Below are 13,378 nucleotides of genomic sequence, written 5' to 3' on the forward strand. Positions count from 1 at the left end.
CAGGAGCAGGATGGAGGCGATCGCGTCGTGCGGCAGGAACCTGCACCGCTCACCCGGCATCTGCGCGTCCGCCAGTAACGGGGGAACGTGGAACTCTCCGCCCCGGTCCGCTGCCCGGCCCTCGCTGAGCCCGGCCGAGACGCCGCAGGCCCAGAGGGCGTGGAGGGTGAGCGGCGGCAGGGCGAGCACGGCGGCGGCCACGGCGAGGGCCCGGTGGGCCGGTCCGAGCGCACCGACGGGCAGGTCCCACACCCGCCCGCGCCACACGTGCCCCCAGCGGCCGCGCGCGTAGAGCACGAAGAGGCCGCCGAGGGCGAGCCCCTGGGCGATGAACCCCGTGTACACGACGGCGAACACCCACTCGTCCGGGAAGGCCTCCCGGCCCGCCGACGAGGCACCGCCTCCGCCGAACGCCCTCACCATCAGCTGCGCCGGGAACCCGGCCATGACGGGCGCGAGCAGCCCGGTCGCGACCCACACGGGGAACGCGAGCAGCCACGCGGGCACCCGCAGCCCCCACGGCCGGGTCAGCACCAGCGCCAGCACGATCACCGCGCTGTCCAGCAGCATCGACAGGCCGTTGATCACGGCCATGGTGAGACGGTCGTCGAGCAGCGAGCTGCCCTTGGGGATCCCGACGTGACTCCCGGCGACCCAGGCGGCCTTGAGGGCAAGGTACGGGACACAGGAGACGACGGCGACGGTACGGAGGATCCGCCGGGTGCGGCCGGGACCGGCGGTGGGAGCGAGCGACTGCGTCATGCGATCAGGCTCCCGCGCGGCGGGCCACCGGCACCTTCTGCCCGGCGACGATCCGCCTCCGCCGGGCGGGGGAGAGGCCCTTCGCGCCTCACCCCTCCAGGATGAGCACCGCCTCGTCGATCTCGGCGCCCCGGGCCGGGGCGTACCCGCGGGCCGCCGCCGTCACCCGGAACCCGCACTTCTCCAGCACGCGCAGCGACCCCGCGTTGTCCGACGCCGCCCGCGCGTACAGCGGGCGCTCGGGCACCTCGGCGAGCAGCGCCCGCAGCGCCTGCGTGGCGATGCCCTTGCCCCAGTACGCGCGGTCGACCCAGTACGTCACCTCGCGCTCACCCGGCACCCCGTACACCCCCGCGCTGCCGACCACGTCACCGTCGGCCAGGACCGTACGGACGACGACGTCGGGCGAGGAGCGCATCCGGGACCAGCGGGTGTCGAAGGCGGCCCGGTCGGCCGGATCCTCCGGGGTGAAGGCCGCCATGCTCAGGGACTCGGGGTCGTTCATCTGCCGGAAGAAGACCGGCAGATCGCTGTCGTGGACCTGGCGCAGCTCGACGTTCATGCCTCAGAGCCTACGGGTGGCCAGTGTCAGCCGGTCCCGCGCGTCGAACAGGGCGTCCTTGACCAGCTGTTCGTGCGCCGGGGTCAGCCGCGCCACCGGCACCGAGCAGCTGATCGCGTCCCGCGCCGGGGTGCGGTACGGGATCGCGACGCCGAAGCAGCGCAGCCCCAGCGTGTTCTCCTCGCGGTCCACCGCGAAGCCCTGGTCCCGCACCTGGCGCAGCTCCTCGATGAGCTTCTCCCGGTCGGTGATCGTGTGCTCGGTCAGCGCGGGCAGCGTCTCCGGGAGCATCTTGCGCACCTGCTCGTCCGAGTACGTGCTCAGCAGCGCCTTGCCGAGGGACGTGGAGTGCGCGGGCAGCCGGCGGCCGACCCGGGTGAAGGGGCGCAGGTAGTGCTGGGACTGGCGGGTGGCCAGGTAGACCACGTTCGTGCCGTCGAGGCGGGCGAGGTGGATCGTCTCGGTCGTGTCGTCCGAGAGCCGGTCCAGCGTCGGGCGGGCCGCCGCGACGACCTCGTCACCGTCGATGTACGACGTGCCGACCAGCAGGGCCCGCACACCGATGCCGTACCGCGTGCCCGTCGCGTCCGTCTCCACCCAGCCCAGCTCGACCAGGGTGCGCAGCAGCATGTAGAGGCTGGACTTGGGATACCCGACGGCCTCCTGGACCGCCGCGAGGGAGTGCATGCCGGGGCGTCCGGCGAAGTATTCGAGCAGTTCAACCGTTCGTACCGCGGACTTGACCTGTGCCCCGCCGCCCGTCTCGCCAGCCGACATCGCCCTTGACCCCTTCGTTGGACGGGAAATAGTCTCCACAGCATATTCATCATCGGAGACAGCGTTCAGTATATCGAACGCCCCTGGTGGATGACCCAGTACTGCGGCAATACATGTGTGGAGGGACCCGCGGTGGCAGCAGCACCAGTCTGGAGTGTCGACCCCCGAACCGGGAAGCAGCGTGAACAGGTTGCGGTGGAGGCCACAGCCCAGGAGGTGGACGCCGCCGTCCGCGCCGCGCACGAGGCACGCGGCGCCCTCGCCGACCGCACGGTCCGCGCGGCCTTCCTGCGCACCGCCGCCGACGAGCTGCAGGCGGCCAAGGACGGTCTCGTCGAGACCGCCGACGCCGAGACCGCGCTCGGCCCGGTCCGGCTGACCGGCGAGCTCGCCCGCACCAGCTACCAGCTGCGCGCCTTCGCGGACATCGTCGACGAGGGAGCCTTCCTCGACGTCGTCATCAACCACCCCGACGACACCGCGACCCCGCCGATCCCGGACCTGCGCCGCTACAAGGTGGCGCTGGGCGTCGTCGCCGTCTACTCGGCGTCGAACTTCCCCTTCGCCTTCTCGGTCGCGGGCGGCGACACCGCGAGCGCCCTCGCGGCCGGCTGCCCCGTCGTCGTCAAGTCCCACCCGGACCACCCGGCCCTGTCCGAGTACGTCGCCAAGGTGCTGCGCCGCGCCGCCGCCCGGCACGACATCCCCGAGGGCGTCGTCGGCCTGGTCCACGGCTTCGAGGCGGGTGTCGAGCTGATCAAGCACCCGCTGGTCGCGGCGGCCGGTTTCACCGGCTCCGTGCGCGGTGGCCGTGCCCTCTTCGACGCGGCGGCGGCCCGGCCGGTCCCGATCCCCTTCCACGGCGAGCTGGGCTCCCTGAACCCGGTCGTCGTCACCGAGGCCGCGGCGGCGGAGCGGGCCGATGCGATCGGTGCCGGACTCGCCGGTTCGATGACGCTGGGCGTCGGCCAGTTCTGTGTGAAGCCGGGCCTCGTACTCGCGCCGGCCGGTGCCGCGGGCGACGCCCTGCTGAAGTCCCTGACGGACGCCGTCAGCGACACCGACGCCGGGGTCCTGCTCGACCACCGCATGCGCGACAACTTCGTGGCCGGCGTCGCCGAGCGGGCCGGGCTGCCCGACGTCGACTCCCCGGTCACGCCCGGCGCGGGCGGCGAGCACACCGTCAGCGCGGGCTTCCTCACCGTCCCGGCGAGCAGGCTGGCCGCCGAGGGCGAGCACGACCTGCTCCTGGAGGAGTGCTTCGGGCCGGTCACCGTGGTGGCCCGCTACGAGGACGAGACCGAGGTGAAGGCGGTGCTGTCGCGCCTGCCGGGGAACCTCACGGCAACGGTGCAGCTGTCCGAGGAGGAGGCCGCCGGCCAGGGCCGCGGCGCCGAGATTCTCGCCGAGCTGACGCCGCTGGCGGGGCGCGTGTTGGTCAACGGCTGGCCCACGGGTGTCGCCGTCGCGCCGGCTCAGCACCACGGTGGGCCGTACCCGGCCACGACGTCGACGTCCACGTCGGTGGGCGGCACGGCGATCGAGCGGTGGATGCGGCCTGTTGCTTATCAGAACGCGCCGTCTGCGTTGCTTCCCGCGGAGTTGCGGGACGAGAACCCGTTGGGGCTGCCGCGGCGGTTCAACGGACGTTTGGAGCGTTAGCGCCGTGGGAGCGCGGTGAATTGCGGGCTGCCGGTTCGTTGTGGTTGATCGCGTAGTTCCCCGCGCCCCTCGAGGTTGGACCTGGGAGACTCGGTCGAATGGATCTCGAGATTTCCGAACTTCCGTTCCCCCTGCGCACATATGGCCCCGAAGCCCATTGGTCCTATGAGGACGGCGTGCTCACGGGGTGGGCCGGGGCGCGGCAGGACCGGTTCGTGCCGCCCACCGGTGAGGGGCTGGACCCCGCTTCCGACGCGCCCCGGCTGCTCGGGGCGCCGGAGGGCGACTTCCAGCTGATCGCCAAGGTCACCGTCGGGTTCGGTGCGGCCTTCGACGCCGGGGTGCTCTACGTCCACGTGGGGGAGCGGGCCTGGGCGAAGCTCTGCCTGGAGTACTCCCCGGACGTCCCCACCGTCTGCACGGTGGTCACCCGGGGGCACTCCGACGACGCCAACTCCTCCACCGTGGAAGGCAGTTCCGTCTGGCTCCGGGTCAGCCGCACCGGCCGCGCCTTCGCCTTCCACGCCTCCCGCGACGGCGAACGCTGGACCTTCGTCCGCCTGTTCACCCTCGGCGACGAGAAGGAGACCGGCGCGGCCCTGGTCGGCTTCATGGCCCAGTCCCCGATGGGGGAGGGCTGCGTGGTGACGTACGACCACGTCGAGTTCAGGCCGAGCTGGCCGGACGATCTGCGCGACGGCAGCTGAGGACCGGCCGGGAACCGAGTCCCGGCCTGGTCCCGTCCTCTGTTCCATGATCAGTGACAGAGTGGTTCCCGGCCGTGTGATCCGTACCGTCCTGCCCGCCGAGGTGGCGGACGTCGTCACGCTGCACGCGCGGGCCCGGGCGACGTACTACCCGGGCGGGGTGCCGCAGGACGGCACCGACTGGACCGCCGCCTGGCGCAGCGCCCTCGCACGGCCGGACGGCCGTGTGCTGGGCGCCGTCGAGGCGGGGCACATCATCGGCCTGGCCTCGTTCCGTCCCCCGGAGGGCGCCCCGGCGGACGCGGTGAAGCTGTTCCAGTTCCACGTCGATCCCGACCACTGGCGCGCCGGCGTCGGCACCGCCCTGCACGCGGCCTGTGTGCAGGAGTGGCGGGCCGACGGAAGGCGTACGGCCGTCCTCGACGTGCACGTCGGCAACCAGCGGGCGCAGGGGTTCTACCGGCGGCAGGGCTGGGCCCCGGAACCGCCCGGGCCCGGCGACCACCACCTGCGGATGCGGTTCGCCGTCCCCGGGGAATGAAGCCCGCTGCTTGAACGTTCATCCACTTGGCGGAGGGAGTCTCCGTACCCGTACGACCTGGAGAGAGCCGAGAATGCGCGTCGAGATCTGGAGCGACATCGCCTGCCCCTGGTGCTACGTGGGCAAGGCCCGCTTCGACAAGGCGCTGCGGGACTTCCCGTACCGCGACGAGGTCGAGGTCGTGCACCGCTCCTTCGAGCTGGACCCCGGCCGCGCCAAGGACGACATCCAGCCCGTGATCACGATGCTCACCAAGAAGTACGGGATGAGCGCCGTGCAAGCCGAGGCCGGGGAGGACAACCTCGGCGCCCAGGCCTCGGCGGAGGGCCTCGACTACCGCACCCGGGGCCGCGACCACGGCAGCACCTTCGACATGCACCGCCTGCTGCACTTCGCCAAGGATCAGGGCCGCCAGGAGCAGCTGCTCGACCTGCTCTACCGGGCCAACTTCGCCGAGGAGCGGTCGGTCTTCAACGACGACGAGCGGCTGGTGGAGCTCGCCTCGGCCGCCGGTCTCGCAACGGAGGCCGTGCGCGCGGTGCTCGCCGACCCGGACGCGTACGCCGACGAGGTCCGCGCCGACGAGCGCGAGGCCGCACAGCTCGGGGCGAACGGCGTGCCGTTCTTCGTCCTCGACCGCAAATACGGCGTCTCCGGCGCCCAGCCCGCCGAGGTCTTCGCCCGGGCCCTCACCCAGGCGTACGGAGAGCCCTCGCCCCTGAAGGTCGTCGACAGCGGCGACGGCGCGGACGCCTGCGGCCCGGACGGCTGCGCCGTGCCCCAGCACTGAAACGCCCAGGTCGGAGCGCACCCATAAGCGCTCCTTAGCGGCATCACGCATAAATCGGCAATGGACGGGGAGATCCCGGAGACGCAGAGTGGTCCCATGGAGACCTTCGAGAACCTCGTCCGTGCCGAGTTCACCCCGAAGCACACCTACCTCAACACCGCGAGCAACGGGCTCCTGCCCGCCCGGACCGTCGACGCCGTGCAGGCGGCGGTGCGGATGCGTGCCGAGGGCACGCCCCTGGGGCCCCTGTACGAGGATGTGGAGGCGGCCCGCGCATCCTTCGCCCGGCTGGCCGGCGTTCCGGCCGAGCGCGTCGCGACCGGGGCCTCGGTCGCCGAATACGGCGGGCTGATCGCCGCCTCGCTGCCCGCCGGTGCCGAAGTCCTCACGGCGGAGGGCGACTTCTCCTCGCTGGTGAACCCGTTCCACGCGCGCGGCGACCTCAAGGTGCGCGCCGTGCCCCTGGAGCGGCTCGCCGAGTCCGTCCGCCCGGACACCGCGCTGGTCGCGGTCAGCGCCGCCCAGTCCGCCGACGGCCGCCTCGCCGACCTGTCGGCCGTGCGCGCCGCGGCCCGGGCCCACGGCGCCCGTACCTACGTCGACGCCTCGCAGTCGGCCGGCTGGCTGCCGATGGAGGCCGACGCGGACGACTTCCTCGCCGCCGTCGGATTCAAGTGGCTGCTGGGCCCGCACGGGGCCTCGTTCTTCGTCGCACCGCGGGACTTCGGCGGGCTCACGCCGCTGCTCGCGGGCTGGGTCGCCGGGGAACGGCCCTGGGACAGCTGCTACGGCCCCGTGGAGGAACTCGCCCATTCCGCACGGCGGTTCGACGTCAGTCCGGCCCTCTTCACCTACGCCGGGCTGCGTGTCTCGCTGGAGCTGCTGGAGAAGATCGGCGTCGACGTCGTGCATGCCCACGACGTCGGCCTCGCGGACCGCTTCCGTGCCGGACTCGCCGGGCTGGGCCACGAGCCGGTGCCCGCGCCGGGCTCGGCGATCGTGTCGGTGCCGGGGCTCGGCCACCGGCAGGGCGAGCTGAGCCGGGCGGGAATCGAGGTCTCCGACCGGGCCGGGAACCTGCGGGCCGCGTTCCACCTCTACAACACGACCGCGGACGTGGACCGGCTGCTGGAGGTCCTCGCGGCATGACAGAACCGGGTGGAGCCTCCCGTCCCACACGAGGAGGCCCCACCCGGCAGCTGTGTCACGCGGTCGTCTCACCGCTGACCGGCGGTCACCGCACGGGCGTGAAGTCCCGCGCGCCAATGAACTCCGGCCGCCGCACCGGCGCCGCGAAGGGTTCCACCGCCGTGTTCTCCACACTGTTGAACACGATGAACACGTTGCTGCGCGGGAACGGCGTGATGTTGTCGCCGGAACCGTGCATGGCGTTGCAGTCGAACCAGGTCGCCGATCCGGCCTTGCCCGTGAACAACTTGATGCCGTGCTGCGTGGCCATCTGGGTCAGCGCCTCGTCGGACGGCGTGCCCGCGTCCTGCATCTGCAGCGACTTCTTGTAGTTGTCCTTCGGCGTCTCACCCGCACACCCGAGGAACGTCTTGTGCGACCCCGGCATGATCATGAGTCCGCCGTTGGTGTCGAAGTTCTCGGTCAGCGCGATCGAGACCGACACCGTGCGCATCCGCGGCAGCCCGTCCTCGGCGTGCCACGTCTCGAAGTCCGAGTGCCAGTAGAAACCACTGGCGCCGAACCCCGGCTTGACGTTGATCCGGGACTGGTGGACGTACACGTCCGAGCCGAGGATCTGCCGCGCCCGTCCGACGACCCGCTCGTCGCGGACCAGCCGGGCGAACACCTCGCTGATCTTGTGCACCTCGAAGACCGTGCGGATCTCCTTGGACTGCGGCTCGACGATCGACCGCTCGTCGGCCCGCATGTCCGGGTCGTGCACCAGCCGGTTCAGCTCGTTGCGGTAGACCGCTACCTCGTCCTCGTTGATGAGCTCGTCGATGGCCAGGAAGCCGTCGCGCTCGAAGGACAACAGGTCGGCCGGGGCGACCGGCCCCGGGGCGTCGGGTGCGCCCCAGACGACCGGGTCCTGGCGCGGGGTCAGTGCCTCGGCGGCACCGCGACTGGGGTAGAGGTCGGGGATACCGGTGGTGGTGTCGGTGGTGGCGGTCATGGAAACGTCACACCTCCTCGGTGAGCAGCGGGTAGACGCCGTTCTCGTCGTGGTCCTCCCGTCCGGTCACGGGCGGGTTGAACACGCAGAGGCAGCGGAAGTCCTGCTTGACCCGCAGCGTGTGCCTCTCGTGCCCGTCCAGGAGGTACATGGTGCCGGGCGTGATGGTGTGCGTCAGCCCGGTCTCGTGGTCGGTCAGCTCGGCCTCGCCCTCCGTGCAGACGACGGCCTCGATGTGGTTCGCGTACCACATCGACGTCTCCGTACCCGCGTAGAGGACCGTCTCGTGCAGGGAGAAGCCGACCTTCTCCTTGGCGAGGACGATGCGTTTGCTCTCCCACGTACCGGACGCCGCCTTCACGTGCCGGTCGGTACCTTCGATCTCCTTGAACGAACGGACAATCACGGTGCTGCGATGCCTCCTAGATGAGTGATGCTCTGTTGGTCAGGCGGTCTCTCGGACGGCGCGGGCCAGCATGCTCAGGCCCTGGTCCAGTTCCTCCGGCGTGATGGTGAGGGCCGGAAGCAGCTTCACGACCTCGCTCTCCGGGCCGGACGTCTCGATGAGCAGTCCGAGCTCGAAGGCGCGTTGGGCGACCTTTCCGGCGCGGGCCTTGTCGTGGAACTCCAGGCCCCACACCAGTCCGCGGCCCCGGTACTCCTTCACGTCGGCCAGGTTCTCCTCGGTGATGGAGATCATGGCCTGCTCGACCTGCTCGCCGCGCTTGCGGGTCTGCTTCTCCATCGCGGAACCGTCGGCCCAGTACGTCTCCAGGGCCGCGGTGGCCGTGACGAACGCGGGGTTGTTGCCGCGGAAGGTGCCGTTGTGCTCGCCGGGCTCCCAGACGTCGAGCTCGGGCTTGAACAGGCACAGCGACATGGGCATGCCGTAACCGCTGATCGACTTGGACACGGTGACGATGTCCGGCGTGATGCCCGCCTCCTCGAAGGAGAAGAAGGCGCCGGTACGGCCGCAGCCCATCTGGATGTCGTCGACGATCAGCAGCATGTCCTGCCGCTCGCACAGCTCGGACAGGGCGCGCAGCCACTCGGGCCGGGCCACGTTGATGCCGCCCTCGCCCTGCACGGTCTCGACGATCACGGCGGCCGGCTTGTTGAGGCCGGAGCCCTGGTCCTCCAGCAGCCGCTCGAACCACAGGAAGTCCTCGACCGTGCCGTCGAAGTAGTTGTCGAACGGCATCGGGGTGCCGTGCACCAGCGGGATACCGGCGCCGGCGCGCTTGAAGGCGTTGCCGGTGACGGCCAGCGAGCCCAGCGACATGCCGTGGAAGGCGTTGGTGAACGACACGATCGACTCGCGCCCCTTCACCTTGCGCGCCAGCTTCAGCGCGGCCTCCACGGCGTTGGTGCCGGTCGGGCCCGGGAACATGACCTTGTACGGCAGGTCGCGCGGGCGCAGCAGCAGGTTCTGGAAGGCCTCCAGGAACGTGCGCTTGGCGGTGGTCGACATGTCGAGCCCGTGCGTGACGCCGTCCCGCTCCAGGTAGTCGATCAGCGCGCGTTTCAGGACCGGGTTGTTGTGCCCGTAGTTCAGTGACCCGGCTCCGGCGAAGAAGTCGAGGTACTCATGGCCGTCCTCGTCGTACATGCGGCTTCCCACCGCACGGTCGAAGACGGTGGGCCAGCCGCGGCAGTAGCTGCGTACCTCGGACTCGACGGTCTCGAAGACACTGAGGTCGGGCTGGGTGATGGTCACGAAGAATCGCTCCTCGGTAGCGTGGGGAAGTCTGCGGGAGTCGGGCCGGACGTCAGGAAGGCCGACGTCGGGAAAGTCAGTGGGGCAGCGGGCCGATGCGGTACAGCACCTCTGCGTCGTGCGGCCCGTCGGGGAACAGGCCCGTGTCGAACAGCACCTCGCGCTCCAGCCGGGCGCCGTGGCGCTCGGCGAACGACGTGAACAGGCGCTCCGAGGCGGTGTTGCCGGGGGTGATGGTGGTCTCCACCGTCGTCACCTCAAGCTCGGCCGCGGTCCGTGCGACCAGGCCGTCGAGCAGGGCGGCGGCCAGTCCCCGCCCGCGGTGGGCCTCGTCCACCGCCACCTGCCACACCAGCAGAGTGCGTGGGCTGTCCGGCCGCACGTACCCGGTGATGAAACCCATCGGCTCGCCCTGCTCGTCGCGGGCGACGGCCGAGGTGGCGGCGAAGTCGCGGCACCACAGCAGATAGCTGTAGGACGAGTTCAGGTCGAGAACCTTCGAGTCATTCGCCATCCGCCAGAGTGCGGCTCCGTCAGCCACCGTGGGGCGGTCGATTTGCGGATCTGCTTGTACGGCAGTCATGCGGAATGAATTTACCTAGCTAAATTCAAAATTGCATCGCCGAGGAGGGTTACATATGCGCCACGCCTGTGTTATCGCGCGAGCGCGAGGCATCGTGCACACAGACGGCGCTATGCCTGATATTGTCCCGGTAATATCGGGCATAGCGGACGCGATGTGTAACGTGTCACACCCGTCTGGCCCGTACGAGATCCGTCGGAATTGCCTCGCGGCAGGTCCTCAAAATTAGTGCGTTTAGGACCGGAAAAAGCGGGCAGGAGAAGACGGGAAGCTATTCTTGAGGGAATTCGACTTCTGAATTGTGTGTCAGCTTACATGTGAGATGTCTCGGATAGCATGTGGAATTCAGGCCCCGGTCGCTCCGTCGATACGTTCCCGCAGGAGATCGGCGTGACCGTTGTGCCGTGCGTACTCCTCGATCATGTGGATGAAGACCCAGCGCAGGCTGACCTCCATGCCGGGCACCGGCCCTTCGGCGACCCGCCCGACGTGGTCCAGCGGCTGCCCGGCGCACAGCTCCCGCCCCCGCGCGATCTCCCGCCGCCAGATCCCGAGTGCCTCGTCCAGCCCCCGCGCCGGGTCCAGCGCGTAGCCGGTCGCGTCCTCGAACACGGGCGGTACGGCGAGCCCGCCGGCCACTCGCTGGAACCAGTTCCGCTCGACCTCGGCGAGGTGCTGCACCAGTCCGAGCAGGGTCAGCGACGACGGCTCGGCCGCCGCGACGCGCACCTGCGTGTCGTCCAGCCCGGCACACTTCAGCTCCAGCGTGGCCCGGTGGAAGTCCAGCCAGCTCTCGAGCATGGCCCGCTCGTCGCCCGTGAGGCGGGGAACGGGGCGGCCGTCGGGCAGGGCAGGGTTGTCAGCAGGTGTGTTGGCAGTCATACGGGGAGCATGGCACGGGGCACTGACACCGGTGCCCCGCTTCACGAGAGCCGACGACTACCGCCACGCCCCCTCGACGGCCCGCAGCGCCGTCTCCACGTCCACCGGCAGTCCCTGCTCGGAGAGCGCCGCGCCCAGCGCCGCCAGACTCGCCCGCACCGCCCCCGGCGTCGCGTCCGCGCCGTAGTGGTTGACCCGGATCATCTCCTTGGCCAGCGCACCGCCGCCCGCGGCCAGCGGCACCGCCGGATCCGCCTCCAGCGCCCGCCGGACCAGCTCCGACGCCACCACCGCGGACGGCGCCCGCAGCGTCGTGGCGACGGGCGCCGCGTCCCGCGCCTCGTACACGTACGGCTCCAGCCCGCCACCGAGCGCGACCGCCCCGGCCCGGGTCGCTGCCGCGGCGGACGCGTGCCGGGCCATCACGGCGTCGAGACCGGCCGCCTCGATCCGCTCCACACAGGCCTCGAGGGCCAGCATCTCCAACTGCGCCGGCGCGTGCAGCAGCGCCTTGCGGCCACCGTCGATCCACCGCTCCTTCCAGTCGAGGAGCGACAGGTACGACCGCCGTGGCGCCTTCGCATTGGCCGCCATCCGCGCCCAGGCCCGCTCGCTCACCGCCACCGCCGACACCCCGGCCGGACCGCCCATGGCCTTCTGTGCCCCGATCACGCACAGGTCCACGCCCCACGCGTCCGGCAGCACCGGCTCGGCCCCGATCGACGCCACCGCGTCCAGGTAGAACAGCGCCCCGTGCGCCCGTACGACCTCGCCGATCTCCGCGACCGGGTTGGTGTTGCCGGTCGCCGCCTCCGCGTGCACCAACGACACGAAGTCGATCTCCGGGTGCTCGGTGAAGGCCTGCCGGATCTCCTCGGCCGTCACCGCCGTGTGGAAGGGCACCGCCAGGTCGATCACCGTGGCACCGCAGTCCCGCAGCCAGTCGCCGAAGGTCTGCCCGTACGGCCCCGTGACGACGTTCAGCGCCGTCGTGCCCGGACCGGCCGCTGCACGGATCGCGCCCTCCAGCGGCAGCAGCGCCTCACCCTGCATGATCACCACGTCCTGCCCGGTGCTCAGCAGCCGCGCCACACGGTCCTCGATCGCGGCGAAGCGGTCCGCGCCGAGCGGGGCCAGGTCCAGAAACGGATGCGTCACGGCAAAGCTCTCTTCACTCACAGCAGGTTCGATCGCATCGAGGGTAACCGGCGGCCCTCACCCCGCAGCGCGCCGCGTCCCGCGCCCACCGGCCCCCTTCGAGGCCCGGCGGGCGGCTCATTAAGGTGCGGGGCATGAGCGATCGCACGGTGCTGCACGTGAAGGGACGGGTGCTCGTCGGGCCCGAGGACGTCCGCGACGAGCTGTGGGTGGTCGACGGCCGCATCTCCTACGACCGTCCCGCCGGCGCCCGCGACATCCGCACGGTCGTCGGCTGGGCCCTGCCAGGCCTCGTCGACGCGCACTGCCACGTCGGACTCGACCGGCACGGTCCGGTCCCCGAGGACGTCGCCGAGAAGCAGGCCCTGACCGACCGGGACGCGGGCACGCTGCTCATCCGCGACGCCGGCTCACCCTCCGACACCCGCTGGATCGACGACCGCGAGGACCTGCCGAAGATCATCCGTGCCGGGCGGCACATCGCCCGCACCCGCCGCTACATCCGCAACTACGCCTGGGAGATCGAGCCGGAGGACCTGGTCGCCTATGTCGCCCAGGAGGCCCGGCGCGGCGACGGCTGGGTCAAGCTGGTCGGCGACTGGATCGACCGCGACCTCGGCGACCTGTCGGCCTGCTGGCCCCGCGAGGCCGTCGAGGCGGCGATCGCCGAGGCCCACCGCCTGGGCGCCCGCGTGACCGCGCACTGCTTCTCCGAGGACTCCCTGCGGGACCTCGTCGAGGCGGGCATCGACTGCATCGAACACGCGACGGGCCTGACCGAGGACCTCGTCCCGCTGTTCGCCGAGCGGGGCGTGGCCATCGTCCCGACCCTGGTCAACATCGCCACCTTCCCGCAGCTCGCCGACGGCGGCGAGGCCCGGTTCCCGCGCTGGTCGGCCCATATGCGCCGGCTCCACGAACGCCGCTACGACACCGTCCGGGGCGCCTACGACGCCGGGATCCCCGTCTTCGTCGGCACCGACGCCGGCGGCGGCCTCGCCCACGGCCTGGCCGCGGCCGAGGTCGGCGAACTCGTCACCGCCGGCATCCCGCCGGTCGAGGCACTCGCCGCGGGCACCTGGACGGCCCGCGCC

The 13,378-nt window shown here is 71.2% G+C and carries 15 protein-coding genes; 6 read left to right on the forward strand and 9 right to left on the reverse strand.

The window, feature by feature from the left end; translation table 11 throughout:
• The 3 genes from ABZ281_RS15410 to ABZ281_RS15420 all read right to left on the reverse strand — a co-directional run.
• On the reverse strand, window positions 1-762 hold a 762-nt coding region (locus ABZ281_RS15410; protein ID WP_356655712.1), incomplete at its 3' end, for a hypothetical protein.
• A gap of 88 nt (window positions 763-850) precedes the next feature.
• Complete coding sequence (locus ABZ281_RS15415; protein WP_142164712.1) at window positions 851-1,324, reverse strand: GNAT family N-acetyltransferase; 474 nt, start codon at window positions 1,322-1,324, stop codon at window positions 851-853.
• A gap of 3 nt (window positions 1,325-1,327) precedes the next feature.
• A complete protein-coding gene (locus tag ABZ281_RS15420) occupies window positions 1,328-2,101 on the reverse strand; it encodes an IclR family transcriptional regulator (RefSeq protein ID WP_030852502.1) in 774 nt (257 codons plus the stop codon).
• 132 nt (window positions 2,102-2,233) lie between these two features.
• On the opposite strand from ABZ281_RS15420, the gene ABZ281_RS15425 reads away from it, so the two are divergent.
• From ABZ281_RS15425 to ABZ281_RS15445, 5 genes are all read left to right on the forward strand, one after another.
• Window positions 2,234-3,763 (forward strand): aldehyde dehydrogenase (NADP(+)), encoded by a 1,530-nt coding sequence (locus tag ABZ281_RS15425; protein ID WP_356655715.1) that lies wholly within the window; start codon window positions 2,234-2,236, stop codon window positions 3,761-3,763.
• Window positions 3,764-3,861: 98 nt separating this feature from the next.
• Complete coding sequence (locus ABZ281_RS15430) at window positions 3,862-4,470, forward strand: DUF1349 domain-containing protein (protein WP_356655717.1); 609 nt, start codon at window positions 3,862-3,864, stop codon at window positions 4,468-4,470.
• A gap of 46 nt (window positions 4,471-4,516) precedes the next feature.
• Window positions 4,517-5,011, forward strand: a complete 495-nt coding sequence (locus ABZ281_RS15435) for a GNAT family N-acetyltransferase (RefSeq protein WP_356655719.1) — start codon at window positions 4,517-4,519, stop codon at window positions 5,009-5,011.
• Between the two features lie 73 nt (window positions 5,012-5,084).
• Window positions 5,085-5,801, forward strand: coding sequence for a DsbA family oxidoreductase (locus tag ABZ281_RS15440; RefSeq protein WP_356655721.1), 717 nt, complete (start codon window positions 5,085-5,087; stop codon window positions 5,799-5,801).
• Window positions 5,802-5,897: 96 nt separating this feature from the next.
• Window positions 5,898-6,950 carry an aminotransferase class V-fold PLP-dependent enzyme gene (locus tag ABZ281_RS15445; protein ID WP_356655723.1) on the forward strand — a complete coding sequence of 351 codons (1,053 nt, stop codon included), beginning with the start codon at window positions 5,898-5,900 and terminating at the stop codon, window positions 6,948-6,950.
• Window positions 6,951-7,035: 85 nt separating this feature from the next.
• On the opposite strand, the gene thpD is transcribed toward ABZ281_RS15445, so the two are convergent.
• The 6 genes from thpD to ABZ281_RS15475 form a co-directional block, all read right to left on the reverse strand.
• Window positions 7,036-7,944, reverse strand: coding sequence for an ectoine hydroxylase (gene thpD / locus ABZ281_RS15450; RefSeq protein WP_356655725.1), 909 nt, complete (start codon window positions 7,942-7,944; stop codon window positions 7,036-7,038).
• A gap of 7 nt (window positions 7,945-7,951) precedes the next feature.
• Window positions 7,952-8,350, reverse strand: coding sequence for an ectoine synthase (locus tag ABZ281_RS15455; RefSeq protein ID WP_003989364.1), 399 nt, complete (start codon window positions 8,348-8,350; stop codon window positions 7,952-7,954).
• Window positions 8,351-8,389: 39 nt separating this feature from the next.
• Window positions 8,390-9,661: a diaminobutyrate--2-oxoglutarate transaminase gene (ectB, locus tag ABZ281_RS15460; RefSeq protein ID WP_356655727.1), complete on the reverse strand. Its 1,272-nt coding sequence runs from the start codon at window positions 9,659-9,661 to the stop codon at window positions 8,390-8,392.
• A gap of 76 nt (window positions 9,662-9,737) precedes the next feature.
• On the reverse strand, window positions 9,738-10,244 hold the full coding sequence (ectA, locus tag ABZ281_RS15465; RefSeq protein ID WP_356655729.1) for a diaminobutyrate acetyltransferase: 507 nt from the start codon (window positions 10,242-10,244) through the stop codon (window positions 9,738-9,740).
• 345 nt (window positions 10,245-10,589) lie between these two features.
• Window positions 10,590-11,126, reverse strand: a complete 537-nt coding sequence (locus ABZ281_RS15470; protein WP_356655731.1) for a DinB family protein — start codon at window positions 11,124-11,126, stop codon at window positions 10,590-10,592.
• A 57-nt stretch (window positions 11,127-11,183) separates the two neighbouring features.
• The gene (locus ABZ281_RS15475; RefSeq protein WP_356655733.1) at window positions 11,184-12,284 is read right to left on the reverse strand and encodes an aminotransferase class V-fold PLP-dependent enzyme; all 1,101 of its coding nucleotides are present in this window, start codon (window positions 12,282-12,284) and stop codon (window positions 11,184-11,186) included.
• A 134-nt stretch (window positions 12,285-12,418) separates the two neighbouring features.
• Here ABZ281_RS15475 and ABZ281_RS15480 point away from each other — a divergent pair.
• A partial coding sequence (locus ABZ281_RS15480) for an amidohydrolase family protein (protein WP_356655735.1) occupies window positions 12,419-13,378 on the forward strand: 960 nt, incomplete at its 3' end.

The sequence above is a fragment of the Streptomyces sp. NPDC006265 genome (assembly GCF_040613555.1).
GTDB lineage: Bacteria > Actinomycetota > Actinomycetes > Streptomycetales > Streptomycetaceae > Streptomyces.

Excerpts from the sequence above, each read along its gene's own strand:
- ABZ281_RS15415 (WP_142164712.1), bottom strand. The coding sequence starts at position 1,324 with ATGAACGTCGAGCTGCGCCAGGTCCACGACAGCGATCTGCCGGTCTTC.
- ABZ281_RS15420 (WP_030852502.1), bottom strand. The coding sequence starts at position 2,101 with ATGTCGGCTGGCGAGACGGGCGGCGGGGCACAGGTCAAGTCCGCGGTA.
- ABZ281_RS15430 (WP_356655717.1), top strand. The coding sequence starts at position 3,862 with ATGGATCTCGAGATTTCCGAACTTCCGTTCCCCCTGCGCACATATGGC.
- ABZ281_RS15435 (WP_356655719.1), top strand. The coding sequence starts at position 4,517 with ATGATCAGTGACAGAGTGGTTCCCGGCCGTGTGATCCGTACCGTCCTG.
- ABZ281_RS15440 (WP_356655721.1), top strand. The coding sequence starts at position 5,085 with ATGCGCGTCGAGATCTGGAGCGACATCGCCTGCCCCTGGTGCTACGTG.
- ABZ281_RS15445 (WP_356655723.1), top strand. The coding sequence starts at position 5,898 with ATGGAGACCTTCGAGAACCTCGTCCGTGCCGAGTTCACCCCGAAGCAC.
- thpD (WP_356655725.1), bottom strand. The coding sequence starts at position 7,944 with ATGACCGCCACCACCGACACCACCACCGGTATCCCCGACCTCTACCCC.
- ectA (WP_356655729.1), bottom strand. The coding sequence starts at position 10,244 with ATGACTGCCGTACAAGCAGATCCGCAAATCGACCGCCCCACGGTGGCT.
- ABZ281_RS15470 (WP_356655731.1), bottom strand. The coding sequence starts at position 11,126 with ATGACTGCCAACACACCTGCTGACAACCCTGCCCTGCCCGACGGCCGC.